At 70.6% G+C, this 14527-nt stretch carries 13 protein-coding genes; 1 reads left to right on the forward strand and 12 read right to left on the reverse strand.

Annotated features, from left to right (window positions below; genetic code table 11):
- Positions 1-66: 66 nt before the first annotated feature.
- The 7 genes from GGR04_RS06805 to mnmE all read right to left on the reverse strand — a co-directional run bounded on the left by GGR04_RS06805 (position 67) and on the right by mnmE (position 7405).
- On the reverse strand, positions 67-1077 hold the full coding sequence (locus GGR04_RS06805) for a ParB/RepB/Spo0J family partition protein (protein ID WP_183199103.1): 1011 nt from the start codon (positions 1075-1077) through the stop codon (positions 67-69).
- Positions 1078-1156: 79 nt separating this feature from the next.
- The gene (locus GGR04_RS06810) at positions 1157-1966 is read right to left on the reverse strand and encodes a ParA family protein (protein ID WP_246392874.1); all 810 of its coding nucleotides are present in this window, start codon (positions 1964-1966) and stop codon (positions 1157-1159) included.
- A 78-nt stretch (positions 1967-2044) separates the two neighbouring features.
- Entirely contained in the window at positions 2045-2779 is a 735-nt protein-coding gene (rsmG, locus tag GGR04_RS06815; RefSeq protein WP_246392876.1) for a 16S rRNA (guanine(527)-N(7))-methyltransferase RsmG, read from the reverse strand.
- A complete protein-coding gene (mnmG, locus tag GGR04_RS06820) occupies positions 2763-4646 on the reverse strand; it encodes a tRNA uridine-5-carboxymethylaminomethyl(34) synthesis enzyme MnmG (RefSeq protein WP_183199105.1) in 1884 nt (627 codons plus the stop codon). The genes rsmG and mnmG overlap by 17 nt, the downstream gene beginning before the upstream one ends.
- A gap of 239 nt (positions 4647-4885) precedes the next feature.
- On the reverse strand, positions 4886-5395 hold the full coding sequence (locus GGR04_RS06825; RefSeq protein ID WP_183199106.1) for a GNAT family N-acetyltransferase: 510 nt from the start codon (positions 5393-5395) through the stop codon (positions 4886-4888).
- 52 nt (positions 5396-5447) lie between these two features.
- Positions 5448-6002 carry a DUF1993 domain-containing protein gene (locus GGR04_RS06830; RefSeq protein ID WP_183199107.1) on the reverse strand — a complete coding sequence of 185 codons (555 nt, stop codon included), beginning with the start codon at positions 6000-6002 and terminating at the stop codon, positions 5448-5450.
- Between the two features lie 74 nt (positions 6003-6076).
- Positions 6077-7405 (reverse strand): tRNA uridine-5-carboxymethylaminomethyl(34) synthesis GTPase MnmE, encoded by a 1329-nt coding sequence (mnmE, locus tag GGR04_RS06835; protein ID WP_183199108.1) that lies wholly within the window; start codon positions 7403-7405, stop codon positions 6077-6079.
- Between the two features lie 119 nt (positions 7406-7524).
- Here mnmE and GGR04_RS06840 point away from each other — a divergent pair, with 119 nt between their 5' ends.
- On the forward strand, positions 7525-9579 hold the full coding sequence (locus tag GGR04_RS06840) for a thioredoxin domain-containing protein (RefSeq protein ID WP_183199109.1): 2055 nt from the start codon (positions 7525-7527) through the stop codon (positions 9577-9579).
- A gap of 9 nt (positions 9580-9588) precedes the next feature.
- Here GGR04_RS06840 and GGR04_RS06845 read toward each other — a convergent pair whose 3' ends face one another.
- The 5 genes from GGR04_RS06845 to hemE all read right to left on the reverse strand — a co-directional run bounded on the left by GGR04_RS06845 (position 9589) and on the right by hemE (position 14319).
- On the reverse strand, positions 9589-10074 hold the full coding sequence (locus tag GGR04_RS06845; RefSeq protein WP_183199110.1) for a YbaK/EbsC family protein: 486 nt from the start codon (positions 10072-10074) through the stop codon (positions 9589-9591).
- Between the two features lie 122 nt (positions 10075-10196).
- Entirely contained in the window at positions 10197-11453 is a 1257-nt protein-coding gene (gene rho, locus GGR04_RS06850; protein WP_183199383.1) for a transcription termination factor Rho, read from the reverse strand.
- A 399-nt stretch (positions 11454-11852) separates the two neighbouring features.
- A complete protein-coding gene (locus tag GGR04_RS06855) occupies positions 11853-12407 on the reverse strand; it encodes a gluconokinase (RefSeq protein ID WP_376769830.1) in 555 nt (184 codons plus the stop codon).
- A 122-nt stretch (positions 12408-12529) separates the two neighbouring features.
- Positions 12530-13096, reverse strand: coding sequence for a protoporphyrinogen oxidase HemJ (hemJ, locus tag GGR04_RS06860; protein WP_183199111.1), 567 nt, complete (start codon positions 13094-13096; stop codon positions 12530-12532).
- Positions 13097-13293: 197 nt separating this feature from the next.
- Positions 13294-14319 (reverse strand): uroporphyrinogen decarboxylase, encoded by a 1026-nt coding sequence (gene hemE, locus GGR04_RS06865; protein ID WP_376769836.1) that lies wholly within the window; start codon positions 14317-14319, stop codon positions 13294-13296.
- Positions 14320-14527: the final 208 nt, after the last annotated feature.

Consider the following 14527-nt stretch of genomic DNA (forward strand, 5'->3'; position numbering starts at 1 on the left):
GGCAAATCATTCTAAAATAGTGGGAATGAACGCAGCGGGCCGAGAGACCCGCTGCTGCATCTTCGATTACAGGCTGCGGATACGCGGGCCGTCCTCGCCCGACCCGGCGCGCGTCTGCAGGCGGCGGCAGATGGCGTCGAGATCGTCGAGATTGCGGAAGTCGATCCGCATCGTGCCGCCGGTTCCGGCCATGTCGATGGTGACGCCGAGGCCGATCGCGTCCGACAGAAGGCGTTCGAGCGCCTGCGTGTCCGCATCCTCGTTGCCGCCCATCGGCTTGACGCGGCCGGAGGGCGAGGGGCTGCGGCGACCGCCGCCGGGTGCGGCCGGGGCAGGGGGCTCGACCGGCGATGGGCCGCCTCGGGCCATCGTCTCGGCCTCGCGCACCGACAGGCCGCCCTCGACGATGCGCCGTGCGAAGGCCTCGGGATCACCTTGAGCGATCGCGGTGCGCGCCGCGCCCGCCGAGAGTTCGCCACGGCTCACCATCGCCTTGACGCTCTCGGGCAGCTTCAAGAGGCGCAGCGTGTTGGCGACATGGCTGCGGCTCTTGCCGAGCACGTCGCCGAGATCGGCCTGCGTGTAGCCGTACTCGGCCATCAGCATCTCGTAGCCGAGCGCCTCCTCGATGGCGTCGAGATCGGCACGCTGCACGTTCTCGATGATCGCGATCTCCAGCGATTCGCGATCGGTGATCTCGCGCACCACCACCGGCACGTCCTTGAGGCCGGCGGCCTGCGAGGCGCGCCAGCGCCGCTCGCCCGCCACGATCTCGTAGCGCGTCGCCGCGCCCGCGGCCGTGCGGCGCACGAGAATCGGCTGCACCACGCCGTGATGGCGGATCGAGGCCGTGAGCTCGGCGAGCTCCGCCTCGCCGAAGGAGCGGCGGGGATTGCGCGGGTTGGCCCCGAGATCGCCGACGGGCACCCGGCGCTCGCCGCCCGGGCCGTCCTCGGTGCGGGCGAGCGAGGGCAGAGGAAAGCCGCCGCCGGCGCGCGCGGGCAGGGTGCCCGACGAGCCGCCGATCAGCGAGGCGAGACCGCGTCCGAGCCTTTGGCGCGCCTTATCGTCGTTCATGGGGTGTCTCCTGGCAGGGTCCGGCCGGGCCGGATCGTCGTCATGTCGCAGCCGCCGGGCGGCCGAAGAGGAAGCGGCCTCAGGCGGCCGCGAGCTGGCGCTCGCGCTGGATCACTTCCGAGGCGAGCTTGATGTAGGCCTGGCTGCCCGGGCACTTCATGTCGTAGAGGATCGCCGGCTTGCCGAAGGAGGGCGCCTCCGACACCCGCACGTTGCGCGGGATGATCGTGTCGTAGACGTGGTCGCCCATGTAGGAGCGCACGTCGCGAACCACCTGCGAGGCCAGATTGTTGCGCCCGTCATACATGGTCAGCACGATGCCGTGCAGCGACAGCGCGGGGTTCAGCGTGTCGCGCACCTGCTCCACCGTCTCCAGAAGCTGGGAAAGGCCCTCGAGCGCGAAGAACTCGCATTGCAACGGCACAAGGATGGCGTCGGCCGCCGCCATGGCGTTGATCGTCAGGAGGTTGAGCGAGGGTGGGCAGTCCACCAGCACGAAGTCGAAGAGAGCGCTCTCTTCCATGTGTTGGTGCAGCGCGTCGCGCAGGCGATAGGCGCGGCCCGCGGCACCCGAGATCTCCATCTCGACGCCGAGGAGATCGAGCGTCGAGGGGATGACCGAGAGGTTGGGCACGGCGCTCGCCATCGCCGACTCGGTGATCGAGGCGTTCTCCACGAGCACGTCGTAGGACGACGTCTCGCGGTCCTCGCGGTTGATGCCGAGGCCGGTCGAGGCGTTGCCCTGCGGGTCGAGATCGATCACCAGCGTGCGCTTGCCGATGGCCGCCAGCGCGGTGGCGAGGTTGATCGCGGTGGTCGTCTTGCCGACGCCGCCCTTTTGATTCGCGACCGTAATGACGCGCATGCGCGGGACAGGGAGCGTATCCATGAACCTCGTTTCTCGGCCGACGATGCCGGGCGCGGACGTCGCGCCGTCCGGTTGGCGAGCGTGTCGCCTGCTACTCCGTCAAGCCCCCGCCAGGGCCGTCAGGTTCCGGATTTCCAGCACCACCGAGCCATCCTCGATGTGTGAAGCATGCTTTACCATGTCGAAGCGCCAATGGGCAGAAGCATCCGCGATTTCCCCCTCATGGCTCCGGCCCTTGGGAAACCAGCAGACGGCGCCGGGCGCGAGATGCGGCGCGACGAGCGCGAAGAGATCGGGCAGGGATGCCAGCGCCCGCGCGCTGACGGCCTCGGCCTGGCCGAGAATCGTGCCGCAATCCTCGATCCGTTCGGCATGAACGCTGACCGGCAGCGCCAGTTCTCGCGCCGCCGCCCGTAGGAAGGCGGCCTTCTTGTCGTTGCTCTCGACGAGATCGACATGCGCGCCCTCGCGCCCCGCCAGCAGGATGGCGAGCACGAGACCCGGAAAGCCCGCGCCGGAGCCGAGGTCGACCCAACGGCTCGGGCCCCGCGCCAGTTCGCCGAGCTGCAGCCCGTCTTCGAGATGGCGCGTCCAGAGTTCGGGCACGGTGGCGGGCGACACCAGATTGATTTTCGCCTGCCACTGCCGCAGCAGCGCCACGAACCCGTCGAGCCGATCCACCGTTTCACGTGAAACGCCATGGCGCGACAGGACGAGGGCGCGCTCCTCGGTGAGCTTCGCCTCGGTCGCCGCGCGGCCCATGCGCGGCTTGGAACGGGGCGTCTTCGGCGGCAGAAGCCGCGGACGGGGCTTTGGTTCAAGCGGCTTTCGCAAGATCGGTCTTTCGCAGCGCGACGAGAAGGATGGCAAGCGCCGCAGGCGTCATGCCGTCGATGCGCTCGGCCTCGGCGATCGTCGCGGGCCGGCGGAGCGTCAGCTTGTGTTTCAACTCGTTAGACAAGCCCTTCAGCATCTCGAAGTCCAGGGAAGCAGGAATGCGCTTCTCCTCGTCCCGTCGAAGCCGGATCTGGTCGCGGCGCTGGCGCTCGAGATAGACGTCGTAGGCCGCCTCGATCTCGATCCGCTCCCGAACCGATCCCTGCAGCGCCAAGAGTTCGGGCCAGATCGGCGTGAGCATCTCCAGCGTCGTCTCGGCATTGGAGAGGAGCACCCAGGCCGAACGCGAACGTCCGTCCTGATTGACGGCGAGACCGCGGCGCGCCGCCTCGCCGGTGGTAATGACGGCCGCCTCCAGCAGGGCGCGGGCGTCGCGAAGCGCCGTCTCGCTCGTCTCGAACACGGCTCGGCGGCGCTCGTCGACGAGACCGAGTTCGATGCCCATCGGCGTCAGGCGGCGGTCGGCATTGTCGGCCCGCAGCGACAGGCGGAACTCGGCGCGGCTGGTGAACATGCGGTAGGGCTCGGTCACGCCGGTGCGCGTGAGATCGTCCACCATCACGCCGAGATAGGCGTCGGCACGGTCGATCACGGCGGGCTCGGCGCCGCCGGCGCGGCGCGCGGCGTTGAGCCCGGCGAGCAGCCCCTGCGCCGCCGCCTCCTCGTAGCCCGTGGTGCCGTTGATCTGCCCGGCGAGGAAGAGGCCGGGCGCCACCGCCACCTCCAGCGTCCGGTTCAACTCGCGCGGATCGACGTGGTCGTATTCGATGGCATAGCCGGGTTTCAGGATCGCGACGCATTCCAGCCCCGGGAGCGAGCGCAGGAAGGCGCCCTGCACGTCTTCGGGCAGCGAGGTCGAGAGGCCGTTCGGGTAGACCGTGTCGTCGTCGAGCCCCTCCGGCTCCAGGAACACCTGATGCCCGTCGCGGTCGCCGAACTTGACGATCTTGTCCTCGATCGACGGGCAGTAGCGCGGCCCCGCACCCTCGATCTGCCCGCCATAGAGGGCGGAGCGATGGAGATTGTCGCGGATGATGCGGTGCGTCTCGGGCGTCGTGCGGGTGATGCCGCAGTCGATCTGCGGGTTGGCGATGCGGGTCGTCAGGTAGGAAAAGGCGTAAGGGGTCTCGTCCGGTCCCTGCCGGTCGAGCCCGGCCCAGTCGATCGTGCGCCCGTCGAGCCGCGCCGGCGTTCCCGTCTTCAGGCGCCCGAGACGAAGGCCGAGCCGGCGCAGGGTGGCCGAAAGGCTGAGCGAGGGCGCCTCGCCCATGCGGCCCGCCGGGATCTGTCGGTCGCCGATATGGATGAGCCCGCCGAGAAAGGTGCCGGTGGTCAGCACCGCCGCGCCGCAGGCGATCCGGCGCCCGTCGGCGAGGATCACTGCGGCGACGCGGTTGCCATCGGTGAATTCCAGATCGAACGCGTCGCCTTCCAGCACCGTCAGGTTCGCCTGCGCCCGCACCGCGCGCTGCACGGCGGCCTTGTAGAGCTTGCGGTCGGCCTGCGTGCGGGGCCCGCGCACCGCCGGGCCCTTGCGCCGGTTGAGCAGGCGGAACTGGATGCCCCCGGCATCGGCGGCCTCGCCCATGACGCCGCCGAGCGCATCGATCTCGCGCACGAGATGGCCCTTGCCGATGCCCCCGATCGCCGGGTTGCAGCTCATGGCGCCGACGGTCTCGAAGGCATGGGTGAGGAGAAGGGTCGGCGCGCCCGTGCGCGCGGCCGCGCAGGCCGCCTCGACGCCGGCATGCCCGCCGCCGATCACCACGACGGCGGCTTCGAGATCGGAAGGATGGTCGCTCATGCACGAGGGTAAAGCGCGCGGCGGCGGGGTCTGTCAAATGCGGGGGCGACGGATCCGAAAGGTCCAACGGCGGAACCTGCGAGATCGGGCGCATGGTTTGAGGCGAGGACCGGGCACGCCGTCGCCACCACAGTCGCCTCCGACGGCTTGGACGATCGCCAAGCCGGCCCTTCACAGACCGTAGCCCAGCCTGAGAGCAGAACCGGAGACACTCTCCGTCCATCTCGACCCGCCTGCCCTCAGGCCGCGCGCGGGGGGTCCACCAGACGGGCCATGGTGAAGGCGTCGACGAGGACGCCGTCGCGCAGGATCGAGCGGCGCTCGCGCCCCTCGATCTCGAAGCCGAAGCGCTCGTAGAGGGCGATGGCGCCGGCATTGTCGGTGTTGACGGAGAGTTCGAGGCGGGTGAGGCCGAGCCAGCGATCGGCGAGATCGACGAGTTCGCCGAGCAGCCGGGCGCCGATGCCGCGGCGCTGGAAATCGTCGTGGACGCCGAGGCCGAGCGAGCCGACATGGGCGCGCCGCCCGTTCCAGCGCATCAGATGCGCGAGGCCGACGATCCGGCCCTCCCACTCCGCCACGATGAGCGTGGCGTCGCTGCTCCCGTCGAAGAGGCGTCGGCGCACCGCCTCCGGCGTCTCGAAGGGCAAACGCATCGTCCCGTGCCGGTAGCCCGGCAGGTTCATCAGCGCCGTCAGGGCGTCGAGGTCGCGCGGCTCGGCGGCGCGGATCGCGAGAGGGTCGGTCATGGGATGAAGCGGGCTTCCAGGAGGGATTTTGCGAGACGTTGGAGGGCCGCCGTTACGCAGCCTGCGGCCTCAGATAGGCGAACATGTGAGGCACGTAGTCGCCCTTGCCGATCGTGACGCCTTGGTCGCGCAGGATGGCGTAGGCGGTAACGACGTGGAAGTAGAATTGCGGCAGGGCCCAGTCGCGCACGTACTGCTCACCGCTTATGTCGAACGTCAGCCCGCCGGGCAGCTCGATGGCGAGCGGCAGGGTCGAACGCGCATCGAGAGCGTGCTCCGGCACGGCGCGAACGAAAGACAGAGCCTCGTCGATCCGGGTCCTCGCCTCCGCCAGCGACCCCGGCGTCTCGCCGCCGTTGCGACCCTCCGCGGCCACCGCGTCCAGCCATTCGGGAACGGCCTCGCCGCGCAGCCGGAACGAAGCTTCTTGCGCCTGATAGGCCGCGAAGCGGATCTGCGACGACAACGGGTACATGTCGGGTGCGAGGCGCGCCGACAGAAGCGCTTCCACCCGATCCGGCATCTGCTGCGCGGCCTTTTCCAGCAGGGTGGCCAGGGTCTGCAGCATGTTCGCGTAGGTCGGTAGCAGCAAGGTCGTCGGCGTCATGAAAGGCCTCGTCGGCTTGTGTGGTCAGGGAATGCGGATCCCGCCCGGTCGGGGCCGGCGAATCGCCCGGAGCGTCACTTACCGATACAGAACTCCGAGAAGATGACATCGAGAAGATCCTCGACGCCGACGCGGCCCGTCAAGGCGCCGAGGCGGTCTCCGGCGCGGCGTAGGGCCTCGGCCACGAGTTCGGGCGGCAGGCGGGAGAGGGCGGGATCGGTGAGAAGGCCGAGCGCGTCGGCGACGATCTCGCGATGGCGCAGCCGGGCCGGCAGGACGGCGGCGGGATCGCCGACGGTCTCTGCCGCACGGGCGGCGAGGATCGCGACGAGGCGCTCGATACCCTCGCCGGTCGCGGAGGAGACGGCGAGGTCGTGAGCCGGCAAAGCGGCAGCCGGCAAGAGGAGATCGGCCTTGCCGAGAACGCACAGCACCGGCGATGTGGCCGTCTCGCCGTGCGTGGCCTCCGTCGCCGGCGAGGTGTCCGAACCATCCAGGAGCGCGATCACGAGATCGGCCTCCGCCATCGCCCGGCGGGCGCGCTCGATGCCGATCGCTTCGACCGTGTCGGAGGTCGCGCGCAGGCCCGCCGTGTCGGCGAGGCGCACCGGCACGCCGCCGAGGTCGAGGCTGACCTCGATCACGTCGCGCGTCGTGCCGGGCACCGCCGAGACGATCGCCGCGTCGCGCCGGGCGAGCGCGTTGAGGAGGCTCGACTTGCCGGCATTCGGCGGCCCGGCGATCACCACGCGAAACCCCTCGCGCAGGATCTCGCCGCGCCGTGCGGACTGGAGATGCACCGCCATCTCGCCGGCGAGCGCGGCGACGCCCTCGATCACCCCGGCCGCCACGTCGTCGCCGACGTCGCCCTCGTCGGAGAAGTCGAACTCGGCCTCGAGCAGCGCGCGCAGCCGCACGAGACGGCGCATCCAGCCCTCATAGAGCGCGCGCAGCGCACCGCCGGCTTGCGCCACCGCCTGCCGGCGCTGGCCTTCCGTCTCGGCGGCGAGGAGATCGGCGAGGCCCTCGGCTTCCGTCAGGTCGATGCGCCCGTTGTCGAAGGCACGCCGGGTGAACTCGCCGGCCTCGGCGAGGCGCAGGCCGGGCAGGGCGGTGAGCGCGCCAAGCGCCGCCGCCACCACGGCGCGCCCGCCATGCAGGTGCCATTCGGCGAGGTCCTCGCCGGTGACGGAATGGGGCGCGGGAAAGAACAGCGCGAGGCCGCAGTCGATCGTGCCGCCCGAGGCGTCGCGGAAGGTGCGAAGGCTGGCGCGGCGCGGCTCCGGCACGCCCCCGGCCAGCGCCGCCATCGCGGGCGCCGCGCCGGGGCCGCTGATGCGCAGCACCGCGATGCCCGCCGGCAGCGCGCCGGAGGAGAGGGCGACGATCGTATCCTCTTCCATCCGCTCTCCTTCGCCCGGCCGCCGATGCGCATTCGAGGTCGCGGCCCCGGACTTTTCCGGTCGCGATCCCCCGCGCCTGCCCTAGCTGATGGGGAGCAGCGACAAAAGAGGGCCGACCCATGAGCAGCCAAGCGAACGCGCCGGGAAACCGCCTGGGCGAGGCGATCAGCCCCTATCTCCTGCAGCACCGCGACAATCCCGTGCACTGGCGCGAATGGTCGCCGGCGGTGCTGGCCGAAGCCGAGGCGCTGGATCGACCGATCCTCCTGTCGATCGGCTACGCGGCCTGCCACTGGTGCCACGTGATGGCGCACGAGAGCTTCGAGGATCCGGCCGTCGCCGCCGTGATGAACCGGCTCTTCGTCAACGTGAAGGTGGACCGCGAGGAGCGGCCCGACATCGACCATCTCTACATGAGCGCACTGCAGGCGATGGGCGAGCAGGGCGGCTGGCCGATGACGATGTTCCTCACCCCGCGCGGCGAGCCCTTCTACGGCGGCACCTACTATCCGCCGCGCGGCGCCCACGGGCGGCCGGGCTTCACCGAACTGCTGGAGGCCGTCTCCAAGGCCTGGAACGGCAAGCGCGAGGGCCTCCTGAAGAGCGCCGACACGCTGGGCACGCATCTGCGCCGCTTTCTCGGTGCCGGCGGGGCCGAGGCGGCCGAGATCGAGAGGGATCTCGTGGCGCAGGCCGCGCCCCGCATCGCCGGGCTGATCGATCCCGATCACGGCGGCATGCGCGGCGCCCCGAAATTCCCCAATGCCCCCTATCTGGAACTCCTCGCCCGCTCGGCCTTCCCCGCGGGGCCGCCGGCCCATCGCGAGGGCTTCCTCACGACGCTGCGTTCGCTCTGCGAAGGCGGCATCTACGATCACGTCGGCGGGGGCCTGCATCGCTACAGCACCGACGCGCGCTGGCTGGTGCCGCATTTCGAGAAGATGCTCTACGACCAGGCGCAGTTCCTGCGCCATCTCGTCTGGGGCTGGCGCGCCACCGGCGAGCCGCTGTTCCGGTGCCGCATCGAGGAGACCGTGGCCTTTCTCGAGCGCGAGATGCGGCTGGAGAGCGGCGGCTTCGCCGCCTCGCTCGACGCCGACAGCCCGGATGATGCCGGCCACATGGAGGAGGGGGCCTTCTACGTCTGGTCGACCACCGAGCTCGACGCGGTGCTGGCGGGGCGGCCCGAGGCCGACGCCTTCCGCGCGGCCTACGACGTCCAGCCGGGCGGCAACTGGGAGGGCAAGACGATCCTCGACCGGCTCGGCGGCGCGGGTTCGGGGACGGATGAACCGGATGGTTTCGCCGAGATCCGTGGCCTGCTTCTAGCGCGCCGCACCGCCCGCCCGCGTCCGGGCCGCGACGACAAGCTGCTCGCCGACTGGAACGGGCTTCTGATCCGCGCGCTCGCCGAGGCGGGCGCGGCACTGCCCCACGCGCAAGCGCTCGACCTCGCGCGCGGCGCCTTCGAGGCGGTGACGCGCGGCATGACCCGAGACGGGCGCCTGCATCACGCCGAGCGCGACGGGCGCCTCTCCGGCGTCGCCCTGGCCGGCGACTACGGCGCGTTGATCGCGGCGGCGGCGGCGCTCTTCCTCGCCACCGGCGACGCCGCCGCCCTCGCGCAGGGCCGGCTTCTCGCCGACGCGCTGGAGCGCTGGCACGGCGACGGCGAGGGCGGACACATGATGACGGCAAGCGACGCCGGCGACGTGCTCGTGCCGCTGCGCGGCGACACCGACGACGCGGTTCCCGGCGCCACCGCGCTGGTGGTGGAGGGGCTGGCGCTTCTGGCCCAGGCCGGCGGCGACGCCGAGATCGCCGGCCGCGCCGCGCGGGCGGGGGCTCTAGCGCGCGGGCGCATCGGCGAGCAGCCGGCGGCCTATCCCGGCCTCGTCTCGGCGCTCGACCGGGTCGCCCACGCCTCGGAGCTGACGATCCTGGGCTTCCGCTCCAATCCCGGCTTCACGGAGATGGAGGCCGCGGCGCGCGGGCATGTCGATCTCAACCGCGCCGATCTCGTCAGCAACGATCCCGCCGGGCTGCCCGAGACGCTCGCCGTCTCGGCCCTGCGCCCCCCGCGCTTTCCCGCCGCGATCCTCTGCCGCCGCCAGACCTGCCGGCCCCCGGTCTTCGATCCCGCGGCGCTCGCGGCGTTGCTGCGGGAGGCCTGAACGCGCGGTTCAGCGCACCGCGATGACCGCGGCGTCGGCGGCGATGCGCAGCGCCTCCGGCGTCGTCTCGAAGACGTGGAAGGGCGTGCCCGCGGCGGCCCAGACCGCGTCGAAGGCAAGGAGATCGCGGTCCATGAAGGTGCGGATGGGATGAAGGCTGCCGAGCGGCGCGACGCCGCCGATGGCAAAGCCCGTGGCCTCGCGCACGAAGGCGGCGTCGGGGCGCTCCAGCGCCTCGCCGATCTCGGCCGCAACGGCCGCCTCGTCCACCCGGTTGGCGCCGGAGACGAGCAGCAGCACCGCCTCGCCGCTGGCCTTGCCGCGGAAGACGAGGCTCTTGACGATCTGCCCGACCTCGGCGGAGACGGCGACCGCGGCTTCCGCGGCGGTGCGGGCGATCGTCTTCGTCTCCACCACGCGGATCGGCAGCGAGGCCGCCAGGGCGGCGATCTCGACGCGGCGCACGGCATCGGGGCGGCCCGGCTGGTCGGTCATGGCGAACTCCCTCTCGGCGGCCGGGCCGGACAGAAGAAAGGGCCGCCGCATCGCTGCGACGGCCCTTTAGCAGGCTCGGAACGTTTCGTCTCGCCCGCCCGGTCGGCAGGCGCGGCGTGCGGTCAGGTGTTCATCGAGTCGAAGAAGTCGCCGTTGGTCTTCGTCTGCTTGAGCTTGTCGTTGAGGAACTCGATCGCGTCGGTCGTGCCCATCGGCGAGAGGATGCGGCGCAGCACGAAGATCTTCTGCAGGTCGCCGCGCGGCACGAGGAGGTCTTCCTTGCGGGTGCCGGACTTGAGGATGTCCATCGCCGGGAAGATGCGCTTGTCGGCCACCTTGCGGTCGAGCACGAGCTCGGAATTGCCGGTGCCCTTGAACTCCTCGAAGATCACCTCGTCCATGCGCGAACCCGTGTCGATGAGGGCGGTGGCGATGATCGTGAGGGAGCCGCCCTCCTCGATGTTGCGCGCCGCGCCGAAGAAGCGCTTCGGCCGCTGCAGGGCGTTGGCGTCGACGCCGCCCGTCAGCACCTTGCCGGAGGAGGGCACCACCGTGTTGTAGGCGCGCCCAAGGCGGGTGATGGAATCGAGCAGGATCACGACGTCGCGCCCGTGCTCGACGAGGCGCTTGGCCTTCTCGATCACCATCTCGGCCACCGCCACGTGGCGCGTCGCCGGCTCGTCGAAGGTGGAGGAGACGACCTCGCCCTTCACCGAGCGCTGCATGTCGGTCACCTCTTCCGGCCGCTCGTCGATGAGCAGCACGATGAGGTAGCACTCGGGATGGTTGGCGGTGATGGAATGGGCGATGTTCTGCAGGAGCACCGTCTTGCCGGTGCGAGGCGGCGCCACGATGAGCGCGCGCTGGCCCTTGCCGAGCGGGGCCACGAGATCGATCACGCGGGCCGAGAGGTCCTTTCGCGTGGAATCGGGATGTTCCATCTTGAAGCGCTCGTCCGGGTAGAGCGGCGTCAGATTGTCGAAATGGCTCTTGTGCTTGATCTTTTCGGGATCGTCGAAATTGATCGTGTTGACCTTGAGCAGCGCGAAATAGCGCTCGCCGTCCTTGGGCCCGCGGATCGTGCCCTCCACCGTGTCGCCGGTCTTGAACGAGAAGCGGCGGATCTGCGACGGCGAGATGTAGATGTCGTCGGGGCCGGGCAGGTAGTTCGCCTCGGGCGAGCGCAGGAAGGCGAAGCCGTCCTGCAGGATCTCGACGACGCCCTCGCCGATGATCTCGATGTCCTGCGCGGCCAGGCGCTTGAGGATGGCGAAGAGCAGTTCCTGCTTGCGCAGCGTCGAGGCGCTCTCGACCTGGTTCTCCTCGGCGAAGGCGACGAGATCGGCGGCGGTCTTGTTCTTCAGGTCCTGAAGCTTGATCTCGCTCGGCCGGGCGTCGGTGCCCTTCTGCGCCTCGTGCGGCGTCGCTCCGCTCTCGCTCGCATGGCCCAGCGGCTCGTCGATCGGGAGTTCGGGTGTCGTGATCTCTGACATGGAAGGCTTGGGCTCCGCCCCGGAAGCTCGGCCCGGACACGCTGGTCGCGGGGCTGCCCTCGAGGGTGTTCGTCGGACGGGGAAAGGTCGGGCCGGACTACGGGATGCGTATGATCTGGCTGCGAGAGGCGGGACGCGGGCTGAACAGCCGGTCCGCACCGAAAGGCGGGATACGGGAAGACGTATAGCCGCGCGGCGAAGCGCACGCAAGATGGCCCGCGAGCGGCCACCACCTTCGCGTGAAAGCTCGATCCTCCCACCCCGGGCCCGGGCCGGCGGGGGCGCTCAGTGCGCGCGCAGCACCGCGGCGTCGCCGAGGTCCAGCCGCTGCAGCGCCTCGGCCGCCACCGCCTCGGGGGCCTGCGCCACCGAGACGCGCACGCCGTCCTCGCCCTCTTCGAGCGGCTGGAAGTCGGCATATTGCGAGGCGAGCAGCGAGGCCGGCATGTAGTGGCCCTTGCGCGCGGCGAGCCGGGTGCCGACGAGCTCGGGGTCGGCCTCGAGCTCCACGAAGCGCACCCGCGCCTCGGCGCCGCGCAAGACGTCGCGGTAGCGCCGCTTCAGCGCCGAGCAGGTGATCACCGTGCTCTCGCCCATTCCCGCCTCGTCGGAGATCCAGTCGCGGATGAGGGCGAGCCAGGGCGCGCGGTCGGCATCGTCGAGGGGCAGGCCCGCCGACATCTTCTCGATATTGGCCTTGGGGTGGAATTCGTCGGCCTCGGCGAACTTCCAGCCGAGCCGCTGCGACAGGAGCCGGGCGGTGGTGGTCTTGCCCGTGCCGGACGGTCCCATCACCACGAGGCAGGTTGCGGGGCGGGCGCGGGCAGGGGACGAAGGCAAGGGCTGGGATCTCCCGGACGGGGTTGCGAGGGCGGCAGGCTTCCGAGAAGGACCGCGCCCTCAAGATCGCACGGGGGCCGCGAAAGGCAAGCCGGCTTTGCCGGCGACGTGGCCGGAGCGCCTCAGAAGGGCTTGACGATCACCAGCACGACGATGAGCACGAGAAGCACCGTCGGCACCTCGTTCATCATCCGCCAGTGCTTGGCCGACTTGGTGATCTCGTCGCGCTCCAGGCGCTTGCGCGAGGCCGAGAAATAGCCGTGCGCGCCGGTCATCAGCACCACCAGCAGGATCTTGGCGTGCAGCCAGCCGCCCTGGAAGGCGAAGACCTCGATCGCCATCCACAGGCCGGAGACCCAGGTCACCACCATCGCCGGGTTGATGATCGCCCGCATCAGGCGCCGCTCCATCACCTTGAAGGTCTCGGCCTGCGGCGATCCGGCGCCGGCCTCGGTGTGGTAGACGAAGAGGCGCGGCAGGTAGAGCATGCCCGCCATCCACGAGATGACGGCCACGACGTGCAGCGCCTTGACCCAGAGCTGCGCCCCGAGCGGCACGAGAGCGAAGAGCACGAGCGCCAGCACCGCGCCGGCGCCGAGCGCGGCCAGCACCGAGCGATCCCTGGGCGTGCGGGTGCCGACCGGGCCGGGCGTGACGAACTCGGGAAGGGGAGGGGTCTTGGCGGCCATGGCGGAACCTTCGGGGGAAGCGGGCGCCGGGAGGGGCGTCCGGAAAGCGGGAACGGTCGGTCCTGCCTAGTCGAGAACGGTTCCAGGCGAAAGCGGACGGGTTGTCCTCGGCCAGTCACCAATGGCTCAGCTGTTCACCAGCGGCGCCGGCCGCTCACCGGCAGCGCCGCCCCTCGAACGAGGCCCCGGCGATCCCCTCAGCCGCGCACGCGCCGCAGCAGCGCCTCGACATGGGCGATCGGCGCGTCCGGGGTGATGCCGTGGCCGAGATTGAAGATCAGCGGTCCCGCCCCGAGCTGATCGAGGATGGCGTCGACGCCTTCCTCCAGCGCCCGCCCGCCGGCGATGAGGCGCAGCGGATCGAGATTGCCCTGCACCGGGCCGCCCCGCTGCAGCGCCGCGCCGTGCGAGAACGGTACCGACCAGTCGAGCCCGATGGCGTCGACGCCGGTGCCCGAGCGGTAGCGCTCGAGCAGCGGCCCCGCGCCCTTGGCGAAGCCGATGATGCGCGCCGCCGGCACGCTCGCACGCACCCGCTCCACGATGCGCCGCGTCGGGCCCACCGAGAAGCGCTCGAAGGAGAGTTCGTCCAGCACCCCGGCCCAGCTGTCGAAGATCTGCACGCAGTCCGCCCCCGCCCGGAGCTGGCGGATGAGGTAGTCGGCGCTCATCTCGGCGAGCAGCGCCAGGAGGGCGTCCATCTCGGCGGGATGGCGATAGCCGAAGAGCCGGGCGGGCGCCTGGTCGGGCGTGCCGTGGCCGGCGATCATGTAGGTCGCCACCGTCCAGGGTGCGCCGCAGAAGCCGATGAGCGCGGTCTCAGTCGGGAGCTCGGCGCGCAGCCGCGCCACCGTCGCGATCACCGGCGCCAGATGCGTCTCGGCATGGGTGGGATCGAGCGCCGCGATCTCGTGCGGGGCGATCGGATCCATCTGCGGACCCTCGCCCACCACGAAGCGCACGTTGCGCCGCAGTGTGTCGGGGATCACGAGGATGTCGGAGAAGAGGATCGCCGCGTCGAAGCCGAAGCGCCGGATCGGCTGCAGCGTTACCTCCGTCGCGAGATCGGGATTATAGCAGAGGTCGAGGAAGGAGCCCGCGGCGGCACGGGTGGCGCGGTATTCGGGAAGATAGCGACCGGCCTGGCGCATCAGCCACACGGGGGGCGGCGTCACCGTCTCGCCGGCGAGGACGCGCAGAAGCTTTCGCTGTTCCATGGGGATCTTTCGAGGGTGGGGCGGGCGGGCGAAGAGCGCGCTTCGCGTCTGAAGGCGAGGACATGACGCGTCGCCGCCCTTGCGTCCAGTCCTCGCCTTCTTCCTTGCGTCGATCGGTCGGGGACGCTCGGCTCGGCTTTTCCCGTCCGGCCCTTTTAGAAGAGAATCCAAGGATTCTAGGATTCTGATTCTATGAGTCGGTGAATAGCAGGGA

Origin of the sequence: Aureimonas pseudogalii, assembly GCF_014196835.1 — a bacterium.
In the GTDB taxonomy this organism is placed as follows: Bacteria; Pseudomonadota; Alphaproteobacteria; order Rhizobiales; family Rhizobiaceae; genus Aureimonas; species Aureimonas pseudogalii.